Raw genomic sequence first — 18,219 nt, 5'->3', positions numbered from 1 at the left:
CACCGCCCTTCCCCTCCTTCGAACGCCATGCCACCCCGCTCGACCGGGGTGGTATCGGCATGAATTTGCCGGACTCGACTAACCTGCTCAGTCTCGTAGGATGGGACGAGCGCAGCGATTGCCATGCAGCCATTGCGATGCCGCATGGGTATCGCGCTGCGCGCTCCAGCCATGCGGGTGGACGAGGTGGAACCTCGGTAACTTCCGACGGCAAAGGACGAAAGCACTCAATGGGCGCTGGCCGATGATAACGGCCATCGGATCGACTGGAATGCGCCCGCGCCATGCACAAGAAACTGTCCGTCCCCACCAGCCTGCAAGCCATCACCGCCGCCCTCAATGTCGGCGCCCTGGATCGCGGCGAAGCCCTGGCCCGGCGGCTGCTGCGCACGCAGCCGCGCAATGCCGAGGCGCTGCACCTGTGCGGCGTGGCCTGCCTGATGCGCGACCGGGCGACGGAGGCGCAAGCCTTGTTCGAGCAGGCCATGGCCCTGCGCGAAGACCCCAGCTACTGCCTGAACCTGGCGCGGGCACGGCAACGCCTCGGCCAGGACAAGGCCGCGGAGGCCGCTTTCCGCCACTGCCTGCGGCTGCAACCCGGCCATGCCCAGGCGGCGAATAGCCTGGGCAATATCCTCGATCACCAGCGGCGCTTCGCCGAGGCCGAGCAGTGCTACCGCACGGCCATCGCCAGCGATCCGGGCTATGCGCTGGCCTACCAGAACCTCGGCAACCTGCTGCGCGAAATGGGCCGCAGCGAGGAAGCGATTGCTGTGTTGCAACAGGCGCTGACGGTGGCGCCCAAGGCCACCCAGTTGCGCGTCGAGCTGGCCGGCGCGCTGGAAAAGCGCAAGCGCTACGCCGAGGCCGCCGAGGAGCTGTACAGGGCGCGGCACTGGAGCGACCTGCAACGGGTGTTGCGCACCCTCGGCGACTGGCGCCAGTTGGAGGCGGTGGACGCGGCACTGCTCCTGCAATTGACCAGCACCCGACAGGTGCACACAGCCCCCTTGGACCTGATCAACCTGCCGCGCATGACGCCCGCCCTGCACCGGGAGATCGCCCGCCGCTATGCCGCCCACGTCTGGGCCAGGGAGCTGGGCGCCGCGCCCCTGACGCCGGAGCCGGCAGCCGGCGAACGCCTGCGGATCGGCTACCTGTCCTGCGACTTCTACGACCATGCCACCCTGCACCTGCTGATGGACGTGCTGGAGGCGCACAACCCGACCCGCATAGAGGTGCGGCTGTTCGACTACAGCCCGGCGCGGGACGACGCCTTCACCCGGCGCCTGGCCGTCAGCGGCCTGCTGCGCCACGACATCCGCGAGTTGTCCGACGAGGCGGCGGCGCGGCTGATCGCCGAGCAGCGCCTGCATATCCTGGTCGACCTCAAGGGCTACACCACCGGCGCGCGGCTGGGCATCTGCGCCCTGCGCCCGGCCCCGCTCATCGTCAGTTGGCTGGGCTATCCCGGCAGCCTCGGCCACCCGCGCCTGGCCGACTACATCATTGGCGACCCCTGGGTGACGCCGGCCGAGCATGCCGGACATTTCAGCGAGGTGCCGGCGCTCATGCCGCACTGCTACCAGCCCAACGACCGCCGGCGCCCCCTCGGCACCCCGCCCAGCCGCGCCGAGGCCGGCCTGCCCGAGGAAGGGCTGGTGTTCTGCAGCTTCAACCAGTTGCTCAAGCTCAACGCGCCGGACTTCGACCTGTGGTGCCGGCTGCTGCGGGAAACCCCCGGCAGCCTGCTCTGGCTGCTCGACCCGGAGTGCCAGGAGGCGCGCGCCAACCTGTGCCGCGAAGCGGCCCAGCGCGGTGTCGGCGCCGAGCGCCTGGTGTTCGCCCCACGCCTGAAGCAGGCCGCGCACCTGGCCCGCCTGCCGCTGGCCGACCTGGCCCTGGACAGCTTCCCCTGTACCTCGCACACCACCGCCAGCGACGCGCTCTGGGCCGGCGTGCCGCTGGTGACCCGCACCGGTTCGCTGTTCGCCAGCCGGGTGGCGGCCAGCCTGCTCAGCGCCCATGGCTTCGCCGAGCTGGTCGCCACCGACGCGCAGCAGCAATACGAACGCCTGCTCGCCCTCGCCCACTCCGCGGAACGCCGCGCCGAGCTGCGCCAGCGCCTGCACGAGGCGCGCCTGCGCTCGCCGCTGTTCGACACGGCGCGCTTCACCCGCGACCTGGAAGCGCTGTACCAGGCGATTTGGCGCCATCACCAGCAGGCGCCCGGCGCGCGCGGCGCGGTGGTCACGGCGGCGCCCTGAGCGCCGGCAGACCCTGTCATGGCGGCGGATGCGCCATGACTTCCCGCCGCCGAGGCCACCGCGCGGAAGGCGCCCTCGCCTTCACGAGCCTCCTCGGAATGCCCCGCTAGCCTCGGCCGGCGCATCCGCCTGAGCGTTTCTGGCAAACGTCCGTACCTGCCGGTTCTTCCCTGGCCGCTCGACGCCAGCGCCGCCCCTCCCGATCATCGTGCTTTGCGCACAAAGGCAGTCCTGCGTTGCGCTGACGCCCTAAGCCCGGAGCCCGCTCCGCGCGACGCGGCATCGCTGCACGCGCGATCGCTCACTGTTCGATCCAGCGTGCGAATCGCCAACGTGGTGCCTTCGCGCCGGCCAAAAAAAACGGCGCGAACCGAGGTTCGCGCCGTTGCTTGGGTTAATGCTTGCAGCCCCTGCGAGGGGCCGGACACTGGCGGGATAACGCCAGGCCGGCTCTCGCGGGTCGACCGGGGATCAGACCACGGTCAGGCCATGCTGGATCAACAGGTGGGCATAAGCGTCCTGCTTGGAGGTGTAGACGTCATAGCTGACGTTACCCTCGACCACCGGGTTGGCTTCGGCGTTCCAGGCCGACAGGTTGATGACGACCGTGTCGGCCTTGCCCGCCGTGGTGTCGCCGCTGATCTTCAGCGTGTGCTGTTGATCGGCGTCGGCATCGGTGACCTTGAGCAGGTCGGACAGGGTCAGACTCAGGGTCTGCTTGACATCGTCGGTCATGTGGATGGCCTCGATGCTGTGTACCTTGTCCGAAACCGCGCTCAGGTTCAGCGGGTTGCTGGAATGCCACACCAGGGTGTCCACGCCGGCGCCGCCGTCGATGCGGGTGAAGCCCGTACCGTCGATGACGATGGTGTCGTTGCCGGCACCGCCGCTGGCCGTGGTATAGCCACGCGCGTCGAGCACGTCGTTGCCGGCGGTGCCCATGGCGTCGTAGACCGGATGGAACGCTACCGAGGTGGCGCCACCCTCCGGAACCACCGGCGTCAGGCCGAGGGTTTCGTCGAGGTCGACCAGGCGGCCCTTGACGGCGCTACCGCTGCCATCGCTGACACCGTTGTCGGTCCAGGTGACGAACAACTGACCACCCGCCAGGAAGGTGGCGTCGACACCACCCTGGTCACCGCTCACCAACTGGTTGATGTGCAGTTCCTGGCCGACCTTGTGCCCCGTCTCGTCGAAGTACTGCGCGTAGACACCATAGGTGCCGGCGCCCGGCGCCGCATCGGTGGCGGACTGGTAGACCACCACGTAGCCGCCGCCCTCGCGGGCCACCACGACCGGCAACACCTGGTTGCCCATGGTGCTGGTGGTGAGCAGGAATTCATTGCCCACCGGTTGCCCGGCGGCGTTGAACACCCGTCCCCAGGTACCGTAGCCGGACTGATCCGGACCGCTGTGGTCGTCCGAGTCCCAGGTGACCACGAAGTTGCCGTTGGTCAACCGCGACACGCTCGGCGAGGCCTGGCTGTTGGCGCTGGTCTGGTTGGCGACGATCTCCGCGCCGAAGCTCTTGGTGGCCGGATCGTAGATGCGGAAGTACGCCTCGCCGCTCAGCGAACCACCCATGTCGCGACCGTAGGCGAAGACCACCTTGCCACCGGTCAGGGTGGTGGTCGACGCACCACGGATGTCGTAGCCGCTGGTGTAGTTGGTGTTGCTGACCAGCAGGTCGCTGTTCCCGCTCACCACCGAGCCGCTCTTGTCGTACTCACGGGCGTAGATGTTCCACTTACCGCCTTCCAGCGACTTCCAGCTCACCAGGTAGCCGCCATTGTCCAGCGCGGTCACGCTGGAATGACGCTGATCGCCGAGGTCGTTGTTGTTGACCATCTGCTCGCCGCCGACCCGCGCCGCACCGTTGATGTGCTGGCTGGCGTCGTAGGTGTAGCTGTACCGCTGCTGCATGACGGCATCGTTGCCGCCGGCATTGCTGGTCCAGGTGATGACGAAGCTGCCGTCCTTGAGTACATCCACCGCCGGCATGCCCTGGTTGTTGGTCGTGGTGCTGTTGACCACGAACTCGCTGCCCAGCGGCATACCCTTGGCGTCGTACATCTGTGCCATGACACAGGTGCCGGAACTGTCGCCATTGGCCGACTCCCAGACCACCACGGCGCCGCCGTTGGGCAGATCCACGGTGACCGCGTTCTTCTGGTCGCCGCTGGTGGTGCTGTTGACGCGGAACTCCGAGTAATAGCCGGCATCGATGTCGATGACCGTACCCTGGATGCCCCAACTGTTGCTGTCGACCTTGTCGCCCTGCCAAGTCACGTAGACGTTGCCGTCGGCCATGACGGTGGCGTCCAGCAGCGCGGTCATGTCACCGCTGTTGCCGGACCAGCCCTGGTTGCCGTCGGTGGTCGGGTTGACCAGGAACTCACGGCCCAGTTTGCTGCCGTCGGCGCTGTAGCGCTGGGCGAACACGGCCGAACCGCTGCCGTCGCCGCCATCCGAGCCCCAGACCACCAGGTAGCCGCCGTCGTTCAGCGCCACCGCGGTGGGCTTGTACTGATCGCCCGCGATGTTGCTGTTGACGCGCACGTCGCCGCCTATTTCCTGTACCGCGCCGGTGGACGGGTCCACCGTGTAGTGCGCGCTGTAGACGTCGTGGCCGGTGCTGCCCGGCGGGTTGCCCTCCCAGACCACGACGAAGCTACCATCCTTCAGGGTGATCACGTCCGGATAGTACTGGTCGTTGCCGGTGGTGGTGTTGACCTGGAAGGCATTGCCCAGCTTGCTGCCGTCGGCCTTGTACAACTGACCGATGACCCCGGTGAGCGAGTTGTCGCTCGGGCCGTTGGTGCCTGCCCAGACGGTGACGTACAGACCGGCATGCGCCTTGTCGCTGAAGGCGGCCATTTCCGCCGCGCCATAGGCGCCGAAGCCGGTACCGCTGCCCACCAGCACATCGCCGCTGAGCGGCTTGTTGTCGGCGTCGAAGCTGCGCTGCACGATCAGGTCGGTGGTGCTGGCATCCGGGTTGCTGACCCAACTGATGGTGTAACCGCCATCGGCATGCGCGACCGCGCTGGCCTGCAGTTGACCGCCAACAGTCTGCACGTTGACCAGGAACTCGTCGGTGGTCGCGGTGCCATCGGCGCCGTAACGGCGCGCCATGACGCCATCGGCGTTGTTGTCGATGCCGCCCTGCCAGGATTCCCAGACCACCAGGTAGCCGCCATCGGCCAGGGCCACCACTTGCGGGCTGTCCTGGTTGTTGAGGTTGCGCTGGTTGATCTGCTGCTCGGTACCGATGCGGGTGACGCCATCGGCTTCATAGAGCTGCATGTACACATCGGCATTGTTGGCGGTGGTGTCGCCGCTCTGCCAGACCACCACGATCTTGCCGTCCTTGAGGGTGGCCGTGCTCGGGTTGGCCTGCGGGCCGGTTTCGGTGGTGTTCACCTGCACCGTATGGCGGATCAACTGGAAGTCAGCCAGGGCCGCGCCCTGGATGGCCACCGGATCGGCCACATGGCCGGACCCGTCATGCGCCGACAGGGTGCCCTGTTGACCTTGCGCCAGCGGGTTGGGGTACATGTCCCAACGACCGCCCTCGTCGGCGACGGTGGTGAAGGTCTGGGTGACGCCGGCCTGCACCGTGACGGTGATGACCACGGTGGCGCCCGGTACGGTCTGCCCGCCCAGGTGCTCGGCACTGTTGGTATCCAGGCCGACGCTGAGCACGGTGACCACCGGCGGGGTCGCCGGCACGTACTCGATCGCGCTCGCGCCCTGGCCTTGCGGCGGCGGCGCGATCAACCCGAGGGTCTCGTCGAGGTCGATCAGGCGGCCTTTGATGGCGCTACCGCTGCCATCGCTGACGCCGCTGTCGGTCCAGGTGACGAACAGCTTGCCGCTGGCCAGGAAGGTCGCATCGACACCGCCCTGGTCGCCGGTCACCAACTGGTTGATGTGCAGTTCCTGGCCGACCTTGTGCCCCGTCGCGTCGAAGTACTGCGCGTAGACGCCATAGGTGCCGGCGCCCGGCGCCGCATCGCTGGCGGACTGGTAGACCACCACATAGCCGCCGCCCTCGCGGGCGACCACGACCGGCAACACCTGGTTGCCCAGGGTGCTGGTGGTGAGCAGGAATTCATTGCTCACCGGCTGGCCGGAGGCATCGAATACCCGTCCCCAGGTGCCGTAGCCGGACTGGTCCGCACCGCTGTTGTCGTTCGAGTCCCAGGTGACCACGAAGTTGCCGTTGGTCAAGCGCGACACGCTCGGCGAGGCCTGGCTGTTGGCACTGGTCTGGTTGGCGACGATCTCCGCGCCGAAGCTCTTGGTGGCCGGATCGTAGATGCGGAAGTACGCCTCGCCGCCATAGGAACCGCCCATGTCGCGGCCGTAGGCGAAGACGACCTTGCCATCGGTCAGGGTGGTGGTCGACGCACCGCGGATGTCCAGGCTGTAGTTGGTGTTGCTGACCAGTTGGTCACCGCTCACCGCCGAGCCGGTCTTGTCGTACTCACGGGCGTAGATGTTCCACTTGCCGCCTTCCAGCGACTTCCAGCTCACCAGGTAGCCGCCATTGTCCAGCGCGGTCACGCTGGAATGACGCTGATCGCCGAGGTCGTTGTTGTTGACCATCTGCTCGCCGCCGACACGCACCGCACCGTTGATGTGCTGGCTGGCGTCGTAGCTGTAGCTGTACCTCTGCTGCATGACGGCGTCGTTGCCGCCGGCATTGCTGGTCCAGGTGATGACGAAGCTGCCGTCCTTGAGCACCTCCACCGCCGGCATGCCCTGGTTGTTGGTCGTGGTGCTGTTGACCACGAACTCGCTGCCCAGCGGCATGCCCTTGGCGTCGTACATCTGCGCCATGACACAGGTGCCGGAACTGTCGCCGTTGGCCGACTCCCAAACCACCACGGCGCCGCCGTTGGGCAGAGCCACGGTGACCGCGTTCTTCTGGTCGCCGCTGGTGGTGCTGTTGATGCGGAACTCCGAGTAGTAGCCGGCATCGATGTCGATGACCGTGCTCTCGATGCCCCAACCGTCGCTGTCGGCCTTGTCGCTCTGCCAGGTCACATAGACGTTGCCGTCGGCCATGACGGTGGCATCCAGCAACGCGGTCATGTCGACGTTGCTGCCGCCCCAGCCCTGGTTGCCGTCGGTCGTCGGGTTGACCAGGAACTCACGGCCCAGTTTGCTGCCGTCGGCGCTGTAGCGCTGGGCGAACACGGCCGAACCGCTGCCATCGCCGCCATCCGAGCCCCAGACCACCAGGTAGCCGCCGTCGTTCAGCGCCACCGCGGTGGGCTTGTACTGATCGCCCGTAACGTTGCTGTTGACGCGCACGTCGCCGCCCACTTCCTGTACCGCGCCGGTGGACGGGTTCACCGTGTAATGCGCGCTGTACACGTCGTGGCCGGTGCTGCCCGGCGGGTTGCCCTCCCAGACCACGACGAAGCTGCCATCCTTCAGGGTGATCACGTCCGGATAGTACTGGTCGTTGCCCGTGGTGGTGTTGACCTGGAAGGCATTGCCCAGCTTGCTGCCGTCGGCCTTGTACAACTGACCGATGACCCCGCTGGCCGAGTTGTCGCCCGGACCGTTGGTGCCTGCCCAGACGGTGACGTACAGGCCGGCGTGGGCCGGGTCGCTGAAGGCCGCCACTTCCGGCGCGCCGAACGAGCCGTAGGCATTGCCGCTAGCCACCAGCACATCGCCGCTGAGCGCCTTGTTGTCGGCGCCGAAGCTGCGCTGCACGATCAGGTCGGTGCTGCTGGCATCCGGGTCGCTGAGCCAGGTGATGGTGTAGCCACCATCGGCGTGCGCCACCGCGCCAGGCTGACGCTGGCCGCCGACGGTCTGCACGTTGGCCAGGAACTCGTCGGTGCTCGCGGTGCCATCGGCGCCGTAACGGCGCGCCATGACGCCATCGGCGTTGTTGTCGATGCCACCCTGCCAGGATTCCCAGACCACCAGGTAGCCGCCATCGGCCAGGGCCACCACTTGCGGGCTGTCCTGCTTGCCGTTGGTGCGCTGGTTGATCTGCTGTTCGTCGCCGACCTTGGTGACGCCATCGGCTTCATACAGTTGCATGAAGATCTCGGCGTCGCTGCCATCGCTCGGGCCGCTCTGCCAGACCACCACGATCTTGCCGTCCTTGAGGGTGGCCGCGCTCGGGTTGGCCTGCGCACCGGTTTCAGTGGTGTTCACCTGGGCGGTGTAGCGGGTCAGGTCATAGCTGGCCAGCACCTCGCCCTGGATGGTGATCGGCGCCAGTTGGTTACCGGCGGCGTCCGCCACCGAGAGGCTGCCGTCCTCGCCCAGCGCCAGCGGGTTGGGCTGCATGCTCCAACGGCCATTCTGGTCGGCGACGACTGTGTGGCTCGCCCCCGCCTTGTCCACCAGGGTGACGATGGCGCCCGGCTCGGTCTGACCGGCCAGTTGTTCGGCGGTGTTGATATCCAGGCCGATGTTTGGCGCCACGGTATCGACCACCACCTGCCACGGATCGCTGGCCTCGCTCGTGTTACCGAGCAGGTCGGTGACCTTCGCGGTGAACGAGTGAGTGCCATCGGCCAGGGCGGTGCTGGGCGTGAAGCTCCAGTCGCCGTTGCCGTCCACCAGGGTCGTGCCGACTTCGTGACCGTTGTCGAAGATCTTCACGGTGGTGCCCGCCTTGGCGGTACCGCTGAAGGTCGGGGTCGAGTCGTTGCTGACGGCGCCGGACAGATTCGTGCTGAACTGGCGGGTACCGACCGTGTCGCTGAACGACATGATGCTCGGCGCGGCCGGCAGGCTGGTGTCCAGGAACACCGGGTAGTCGCCGGTGGGGTTCGCACTCATCTGCCCCGAGGGGCTCTGCGAGTTGGCCCACAGGTACTTCATGCCGTCGCCGCCGAACTGGCTGAGGTCGCTGGTGGTCAGGCTCCAGTTACCCATCGCGTCGATGGTCACGGAACCCACCAGGTAGCTCTGGCCTGCCCTATCGGCACTCAGGCACGCGTAGAGCAGCAGGGTGGCGCCGGCGCTGCCGGTACCGGTCAGGGTCAGGGTGGTGTCGTCGGTGATGTCTGTCTTCTGCAGGTAGCCTTTTTCCGGACCAAAGTCATCCCACACGTTGGTGATGGTCGGTACCTTGGGTTTACCGGGGTCGACATTGAAGTTCCAGGGGTCGGTGAGCTTGCCGACGTTGCCGGCGGCATCCACGGCCTGCGCCTGGAAGCTACGGTCGCCCATCGGTAGCGGCACACCTGGCGTGAAGCTCCAGTTGCCCGAGGCATCGACGGCAGCCGTGCCGATGAGTTCGTTCTTGTCGTAGATACGAACCAGGACCGCATCGCCATCGACATGGCCGCTATAGACAGGCCTGGCGTCGTCGGTAATGGTGTTGTCGCCGCTGATGGAGCCGGTTTTCGACCCAACGTCGTCCAGCAGTTGCAGGTTGGTGATCTCGCCCGGCGCGGTGATATCCACCTTGACGTCGAACACCGGGCTCGGCTGGCTCTCATTACCCACCTTGTCGGTGGCGGTCACGCTGAGCTGGTGGTCGCCTTCGCTGAGTTTCTCGGTGTCGGTGGTGCCGTTCCAGTTCCAGGCGCCGCCAGTACCCGCCACGACGCTGCCGAGCAGCTTGCCGTTGTCGTAGATCTTGATCAGATCGCCTTCGTTGGCGCTGGTGCCGTACAGGGTCGGGGTCTGGTCGTCGGTGTAGGCGCCAGAGCTCAGGTCGGCGGTGTAGAGGCCGACATCGTCCTTGACCTGGGTGATGACCGGCACCGGCGGCGGGGTGGTGTCGACGGTCAGGGTGAAGTCCGCGCTGCCCTCGGTACCGGCCAGGTTCTTGGCCACGGCGGTATAGGTGTGCGTGGCTTCGCTCTGGGTCGGCAGGTCGTAACGCCAGTTGCCGGACGCGTCGGCGACGACGCTGCCGATCACCGTGCTGCCTTCCTTGATGGTGACGAGCGCGTTGGCGGTCGCGGTGCCGATCAGGCTCGGGGTGGTGTCGTCGGTGCTGCCGTTGGTGGGGACATTGCCTTTGATGCTTCCGGCATCGTCGATGGCATTGACGATGCTGACCACCACCTTCGAGGTATCGACGGTGAAGCTCAGCGCATCGCTGGCCGCGCTGGTGTTGCCAGCCGGGTCGGTCAGGGTGGTGCTGATGCTGTGCGGGCCATCGCCCAGCTTGTCCGCCGGGGTGAAGCTCCAGGTGCCGTCCGCGGCCACCTGGGCGGTGCCCAGTACCGTGGTGCCATCGAGAATGGTGACGGTGGCGCCCGGTTCGGCGGCGCTGCCGCTGAAGGTCGGCTGGGCGTCGTCGGTGGTGCTGCCGGCGCTGATGGGGCCAGTGGCGTTGCCGACGTCATCCCGTGCGCTGACCGCGCCCGGCTTGGCCGGTGCGGTGGTGTCGAGCACCACGTCATAGATGCCGGTTTCCGGGCTGACCTGGCCAACAGGGTTGACCGCCTTGGCGGTGATGTTCTTCACGCCATCGGCGCCCAGGTCACCGGTTTCGATGCTCCACTTGCCGGTGTTGTCGACGAGCGCGCTGCCCACTTCGGTGCCACCGACATACAGGTACACGGTGTTGCCCTGTTCGGAGGTGCCGCTGACGGTCAGGCTGCGGTCATCGGTGGCGTCGCCCTTCTGCAGGTTGCCGGTGACGCTGCCCTGGTTATCGCTGACGGCATTGACCGCCGGGGCATTCGGCATACCGCTTGAATCCACGACCGAGAACTTCCAGTCGGCGGTCTTGGTCCCGAGGTTACCGGCAGCGTCCACGGCCTCGGCCGTGAAGTTATGCGCGCCGGCTTGCAGCAGCGGCGAGTCGAAGGTCCAGTTGCCATCCGCGGCGACGCTGGCGGTGCCAAGCAGGGTAACGCCGTCGTAGACATTGACGTAGGTCGCTTCGCCAGCGGCCAGCTTGCCGCTGAACACGGGGCGGGCGTCGTCGGTCTGGCCGTCATGGGCGATGGTGCCCCGGATGGTGCCGACATCGTCGATCAGGTCGAGGTTGCCAATGGCGCCCGGCGCGGTGGTGTCGACGGTGATGCTGATGACCGGTCCCTGGACGCTTTCGTTGCCCGCCGGATCGGTAGCGGTGGCGCTCAGCGCGTGGTCGCCCTCGTTCAGCTCGGTGCCCGGCTTGTAGCTCCAGTTACCGTTGCCATCGACAGACACGCTGCCGAGTTTGCCGCCGTTGTCGTAGATGGTGATGACGTCGCCCGGGGTGGCGCCGCTGCCGCTGATCACCGGGGTGGTGTCGTCGGTGGACTGGCCATTGCTCAGGCTGCCCTGCGGGTTGCCGACGTTGTCGGTCACCGTGATGGAGCCCGGCGCGGACGGAGCTTGGGTGTCGACGGTCAGGCCGAAGGTGGTATTGGCCTCGTTACCGGCGGCATTCTTCGCCACCACGCTGTAGTTGTGTACGCCATCGGCCTGGTTCGGCAGGGTGAACTCCCAGGTGCCCGAGCTGCTGGCGATAACGCTGCCCACGGGGCTGGCGGCACCGTCGATATAGATGCTGACCACGGCGCCCGCGCTGGCGGTGCCGACCAGGGTCGGGGTCTGATCGTCGGTGACGGCCTTGTCGGACAGGGGATCCTTCTTGCTGCCGACATCGTCCTTGGCGTTGATGACGCTGACGCTGACCGGGAGGGTGTCGACCACGAAGGCCAACGCATCGCTCGGCGCGCTGGCGTTGCCGGCCTTGTCGGTGACCACGCTGGTGATGCTATGGGGACCGTCGGCCAGCGATGCGCTCGGGGTGAACGTCCAGTCGCCATTGCTGTCGGCGAGGGCGGTGCCCAGCACGGTGCCGTTGTCCTTGATGGTGACAGTGGCGCCGGCTTCGGTCTTGCCGGAAAGCACCGGCAGAGCGTCGTCGGTGGTGCTGCCCGCGGCAATGCTGCCCTGGACCTTGCCCTGGTCATCGTTGGCCGCCACGACCGCCGGTTTGCTCGGCGCAACGGTGTCGATGTTCAGGCTGAAGTCAGCGCTGTCGCTGTTGGCGCCGTTGCTCACGCTGGCGCTGTAGCTGTGCGCGCCATCGGCCTGGGCCGGCAGCTCGAAGCTCCAGTTGCCCGAGGCATCGGCGATGGCGGTGCCGATGGCGGCGCCGCCCTTCACGCTGATGGTGACCACGGCACCGGCCAGGGCCTTGCCGAACAGGGTCGGGGTGGCGTCGTTGGTCAGGGCGTTGTTGATGAGATTTTCGGTGACACCGACGTTGTCGACGGCATAGTCGATGCTGACCATGACGTTGCTGGTATCCACCTTGATCGCCACGGCATCGCTCGGCTCGCTGACGTTGCCGGCCTTGTCGGTGGCGGTCACGCTGATGCTGTGGTCGCCATCGGGCAGCGCCTGCGACGGGGTGAACGTCCAGTCGCCATTGCTGTCGGCGACGGCGGTGCCGAGCACGGTGCCGTTGTCCTTGATGGTGACGATGGCATCCGGCTCGGTCTTGCCGCTGAGGGTCGGCGTGGAGTCGTCGGTCACGCCATTGGTGACCGGGCCGGTGACGGCACCCTGGTCATCGGTGACGGTGATCGCGCCCGGCTTGCTCGGGGCGAGGCTGTCGACGGTCAGGGCGAAGCTGGCGTTGGCGCTGTTGGCGCCGTTGCTGGCGGTCACGCTGTAGCTGTGCGCGCCGTCGGTCTGGGTCGGCAGTGCCAGGGTCCAGTTGCCGGAATCGTCGGCAATGGTGGAACCGAGAACGGTCGCCCCTTCCATGACGGTGACCACGGCCTTGGCGGTGGCGGTACCCACCAGGGTCGGAGTCTTGTCGTCGGTCACGGCGTTGTTCAGCAGGTTGCCCTGCTGGCTGCCGACATCGTCCTTGGCATAGGTGACCGTGACGCTGACCGGCTGGGTGTTGATCACCAGCGGCAGCGCATCGCTCGGCGCGCTGGCATTGCCGGCGGCGTCGGTGACCACGGTGGTGATGCTGTGGTCGCCTTCGGCCAGCGGCGCGCTCGGGGTGAACGACCAGTCGCCATTGCTGTCGGCGGCCACGCTGCCCAGTACATCGCTGCCATCCTTGATGGTGACGATGGCGCCCGGCTCGGTCTTGCCGCTGAGGGTCGGGGTGGTGTCGTCGGTCACGCCATTGCTGACCGGGCCGGTGACGGCGCCGACGTTGTCGTCGATCGACGGCTGGGCCGGTTTGGCCGGCGCGGTGGTGTCGAGAACGATATCGAAACCGCCGGTCTTGGCGCTCGGCTGGCCGGCGGCATCCACGGCTTGCGCGGTGATGGTCTTCACGCCATCGCTGCCCAGGTCGCTGGTGGTGATGCTCCAGGTGCCATCGGTGCCCACGGCGACGCTGCCCACGGCGGTGTCGTTGACGAAGACGGTGACCACGGTATTCGCCTCGGCGGTACCGCTGATGGTCGGCGTACGGTCGTCGGTGTGCTGGCCCGGTTGCAGGTTATCGCTGGTGATCGGGCCGAAGTCGTCGCTGACTTGCTTGAGCGCGGGCGCGGCCGGCGGATTGACCAGCAGGGAGAAGTTCCAGTCGTCGGTCTTGGCGCCCTCGTTACCGGCGGCATCCACGGCGGCGGCCTGGAAGTTGTGGTCCTTGCCTTGCAGCGGAGTATCCGGGGTGAAGGTCCACGCGCCATTGCTGACGGTGGCGCTGCCGATCAGGGTGCCGTTGTCGTAGATGTTGACCAACACGGCATCGGCCGGCGCGCCAGTGCCCTTGAACTCCGGCTTGGAGTCGTCGGTCAGGCCGCCATGGGCGATCGGACCGGTGATGGCGCCAACATCGTCGATCAGGTTCAGCGAGTTCGGGCCCTGCGGCAGTACGCCCGGGGGGGTGGTGTCGACGGTGAAGTTCCAGTCCGCCGTCTTGGCGCTTTCGTTGCCGGCGCCATCCACGGTGACGGCCTGGAAGTTGTGCGCGCCCTCGGCCAGCGGCGTGGACGGGGTGAAGCTCCAGGTGCCGTCGGCATTGACGCTGGCGCTGCCGAGCAGCGTGCCGTTGTCATAGACATTGACCTTGACCACGTCGCCGACGCTGTCCAGGGTGCCCTTGAACTGCGGCTGATTGTCATCGGTCACGCCGCCATGGGCGATGGTGCCGGTGATGGTGCCGACATCGTCGATCAGGTTCAGTTGCTCTGGCTTTGTCGGATCCCACGGTTTCGGCTCGATCGGCGGGGTGGTGTCGACGCTGAAGTTCCAGTCCGCCGTCTTGGCGCCGACGTTGCCGGCTGCATCCACGGCCTGCGCCTGGAAGTCGTGACTGCCCTCGCTCAGATCGCTGGACGGGGTGAAGCTCCAGGTGCCATTGGCATTGACCACGGTACTGCCGATCAGCTTGCCATTGTCATAGACATTGACGTAGGCGGCATCGCCCGCGGCCAGTTGGCCCTCGAAGGTCGGGCTCAGGTCGTTGGTCTTGCCGTCATGGGCGATTTCGCCGGTTTGTGGCGCCACATTGTCGATCAGGTGCAGGCTGCTCATCGGGCCCGGCGGAGTGGTATCGACGGTGATGGTGATGACCGGGCTGGGGGCACTTTCATTGCCGGCCGGGTCGGTGGCGGTCACGCTGATCGGGTGCTCGGTTTCCGCCAGCGGGGATTCCGGCTTGTACGACCAGTTGCCGTTGCCGTCCACGGTGACGCTGCCGAGCGGTTTGGCGCCGTCGTAGATGGTGATGACGTCATCCGGGGTGGCGCCGCTGCCGCTGATCACCGGTGCGGTGTCGTTGGTGGACGCGCCGTTGCCCAGGGCAGTCGAGCCGTCGCCCGGTTCGCCGACGTTGTCGGTGATGACCACGGAGCCCGGAACGTTCGGCGCGGTGAGGTCGACATTGAGGCTGAAGCTGGCATTGCCGACGTTGCCGGCGGCGTTCTTGGCCACGGCGGAGTACTGGTGCAGGCCGCCGCTCTGATCCGGCAGGGTGAATTCCCAGGTGCCGGCCGAGCTGGCGGTGACGCTGCCAATGGCCACGCTGCCGCCATCGGCATAGAGGGTGACCAGGGCACCCGGATTGGCGGTACCGAACAGGGTCGGGGTCTTGTCGTCGGTCACGCCGTTGTCGGTCACGTCGGTCTGTATGCCACCGACGTTATCCTTGGCAGCGATGATGCTGACGATGACCAGGGTGGAATCGACGCTGAACGGCAGGGCATCGCTCGGCGCGCTGGTGTTGCCGGCGGTATCGGTGACCGTGGTGGTGATGCTGTGGTCGCCGTTGCCCAGCGGTTGGCTCGGGGTGAACGACCAGTTGCCACTGGAGTCGGCGCTCACGCTGCCGAGAACGGTGGCGCCGTCCTTGATGGTGACGATGGCATCCGGCTCGGTCTTGCCGGAGAAGGTCGGCTGGGCGTCGTCGGTGGTGCTGCCGGCGGCGATGGCGCCGGTGCTGCCGACATTGTCGTAGGCCGCGGCCACGTCCGGCTTGGCCGGTGCGGTGGTGTCGAGGATGAGTTCGAAGGCGCCGGACGGCAGGCTGTTCTGGCCAGCGGCGTCTTTCGCCTGGGCGGTGATGGCGTAGGTGTCGTCGCTGCCCAGCGGGCTGGTGGTGATGGCCCACTTGCCAGTGCTGTCGGCGATAGCGCTGCCGACGGCCTGGCCGTTGGCATAGACGGTCACCAGGCTGCCAGCCTCGGCGGTGCCGTTGACGGTCGGGGTTTTGTCGTTGGTGCGGTCGCCCGGCTGCAGGTTATGCACGCTGCCTTCGTCGTCCACGATGGTCTGGATCGAAGGCGCGGCCGGCGCATTGACGTCGACGTTGAAGTTCCACGCCGGCGACGGGGCGCTGAGGTTGCCGGCGGCATCCACGGCTCGGGCGGTGAAGACGTGGTCGCCGACAGCCAGCGCGGTGCTCGGGGTGAAGGACCACTCGCCCTTCCCGTTCACGGTGGTGGTGCCCAGCAGCTTGTCACCGTCGAAGACGGCGATGTACTTGACGTCCTGACTGGTAACGCCGGTGCCCTTGTATTCCGGGTTGGCGTCGTCGGTGGTGCTACCCATGGTGATGGTGCCGACCACTAGACCGACGTCATCGTACAGGTCGTAGAATTTCGGGTCGGTCGGCAGCGGCGGCGGCGCGGTGGTGTCGACGCTGAAGTCCCAGCCGTCGCTGAGCTTGCTTTCGTTACCGGCGCCATCGACCAGGATGACCTGGAGGTTGTGGCTGCCTTCGGCCAGCTTGTGCGCGTCGTCCGGGGTGAAGGACCACTTGCCGTCGGTACCGACCGTGGCGGTGCCCAGCAGGGTGCCGTTGTCGAAGACCTTGACGGAGACGGCATCTGGGTTCGGGCCGAGTTCGCCCTTGAGTTCCGGCTGGGTGTCGTCGGTCACGCCGCCCTTGGCGATCGGACCGGTGATCAGGCCGACGTTGTCGATCAGTTGCAGGGTTTTCAGGAAGTCCGGATTGAGCGGATCGATCGGCCCTTGGGTATCGACGATGAAGTTCCAGTCAGCGGTCTTGCTGCTGACGTTGCCAGCGGCATCGACGGTGGCGGCCTGGAAGTCATGGTTGCCTTCGCTCAGCGTGTGCGCCGCATCGGGGGTGAAGGACCAGGTGCCATCGGCGTTGACCGAGGTGCTGCCGATCAGGACGCCGTTGTCGTAGACATTGACGGTCTTGGCGTCGTTGGCGTCGACCACCTTGCCTTTGAATTCCGGCTGGGTGTCGTTGGTCTTGTTGCCACGCTCGATGGTACCGGTGATCGGCGCCACGTTATCGATCAGGGTCAGGCTTGCGTCGCCCAGCGGCGGCTTCGGCGGCAGCAGGTCGGCCGGACCGGTGGGGGTCTCGCCGCTGACGTTGCCGGCCGGGTCGGTCACGGTGACGGTGCCGCTCTCGCCGTTGCCCAGCGGGTTGTCCGGCAGGTTCCAGTTGCCGTTGCCGTCCACGGTGGTGGTCACGGTGGAGCCATCGGGCTTGGTGACGGTGATGGTGCCGCCCGGCTCGCCGGTGCCGCCCAGGCCGGAACCGTTGTTGTGGTCGACGGTCGGCGGCAGCGGGTCAATGGTGTCGGCCACGCCGGTGCTGACGTTGCCGCTGCTGTTGCCAGCCGGGTCGGTCTCGACCAGGGTGCCGGTCTCACCGTTGCCCAGCGGGTTCTCGGGGAATTTCCAGTTGCCGTTCTGATCAACCGTGGTGGTCACGGTGCTGCCATCCGGCTTGGTCAGGGTGATGGTGTCGCCCGCCTCGCCGGTGCCGGCCAGGCCATCGCCATTGTTCTGGGTGACATGCGGATCGTGCGGCGGAACCAGATCGGCCGGGCCGGTGCTGACCGGCTCGCTGGTGCCGTTGCCATTGGAGGCGGTGACGGTGCCGGCGGTGCCATTGTCCAGCGGGTTCGGGTTGAAGTGCCAGGTGCCATCGCCAGCAGTGGTGGTGGTGACAGTGCTGCCGTCCGGCTTGGTCAGGGTGATGGTGCTGCCCGGCTCGCCCTTGCCGGTCAGGCCCTGCAGGTTGTTGAAGAGGATTTCCGGCTTGGCGGGTACTTCGCCAGGGGGGGTGCCGCGGTCATTGCCGCCGCCACCGCCGCCGTGGGCCGAGAGGTAGTTGCCGATACCGATGGCGCCGAGGCCGGCGGCCGGCACCAGCAGGCCGAGTACGGGGTTGTGGTCGCTGGATTGCTCGGCGACCAGGGTGTCGATGGAGTCCAGCTCGTGCAGATTGGCACCTGTCCACGGTTCGGAGTAGTCGGCCAGCCACAGCTGATGATTGGAATCCTCCATCACCAGGTCGTTGCGCACGCCATCGACGACATGGAAGAAGTTGTTGATGGTGATGACTTCACCATTCTTCAGGTGGATCACCATGCTGTCGCCATTACGGCTGATGGACTTCACGTTGTCCGGACTAACAGCGATCTTGACAACGCTCGGACGAGCCAGAGACAACAGATTGTTGCCACTGACATCCGTCACTTGCCCCGTACTCTTCGCAATCAATTGAATTGCGGCCATATATAACTCCTGCCAATTGCTACTGATGTTTTTTACA

2 protein-coding genes are annotated in these 18,219 nt (G+C 66.7%); one reads left to right on the top strand and one right to left on the bottom strand.

Translation table 11 applies throughout. The annotated features are described in order from the left end of the window. The first annotated feature begins 284 nt into the window (after window positions 1-284). Window positions 285-2,267 carry an O-linked N-acetylglucosamine transferase, SPINDLY family protein gene (locus tag BLQ74_RS09200; RefSeq protein ID WP_090262253.1) on the top strand — a complete coding sequence of 661 codons (1,983 nt, stop codon included), beginning with the start codon at window positions 285-287 and terminating at the stop codon, window positions 2,265-2,267. A 471-nt stretch (window positions 2,268-2,738) separates the two neighbouring features. Here BLQ74_RS09200 and BLQ74_RS09195 read toward each other — a convergent pair whose 3' ends face one another. After that, window positions 2,739-18,182: an Ig-like domain-containing protein gene (locus tag BLQ74_RS09195; protein ID WP_244507163.1), complete on the bottom strand. Its 15,444-nt coding sequence runs from the start codon at window positions 18,180-18,182 to the stop codon at window positions 2,739-2,741. Between the last annotated feature and the right edge of the window lie 37 nt (window positions 18,183-18,219).

It is taken from the genome of Pseudomonas panipatensis (assembly GCF_900099785.1).
In the GTDB taxonomy this organism is placed as follows: domain Bacteria; phylum Pseudomonadota; class Gammaproteobacteria; order Pseudomonadales; family Pseudomonadaceae; genus Pseudomonas; species Pseudomonas panipatensis.
The sequence above is the reverse complement of the archived record's forward strand: the minus strand, read 5'-3'. Positions and strand labels throughout refer to the sequence as shown.

What these genes read in the sequence shown, in the direction of transcription:
- BLQ74_RS09200 (WP_090262253.1), top strand. Translation starts at nt 285, where the DNA reads ATGCACAAGAAACTGTCCGTCCCCACCAGCCTGCAAGCCATCACCGCC.
- BLQ74_RS09195 (WP_244507163.1), bottom strand. Translation starts at nt 18,182, where the DNA reads ATGGCCGCAATTCAATTGATTGCGAAGAGTACGGGGCAAGTGACGGAT.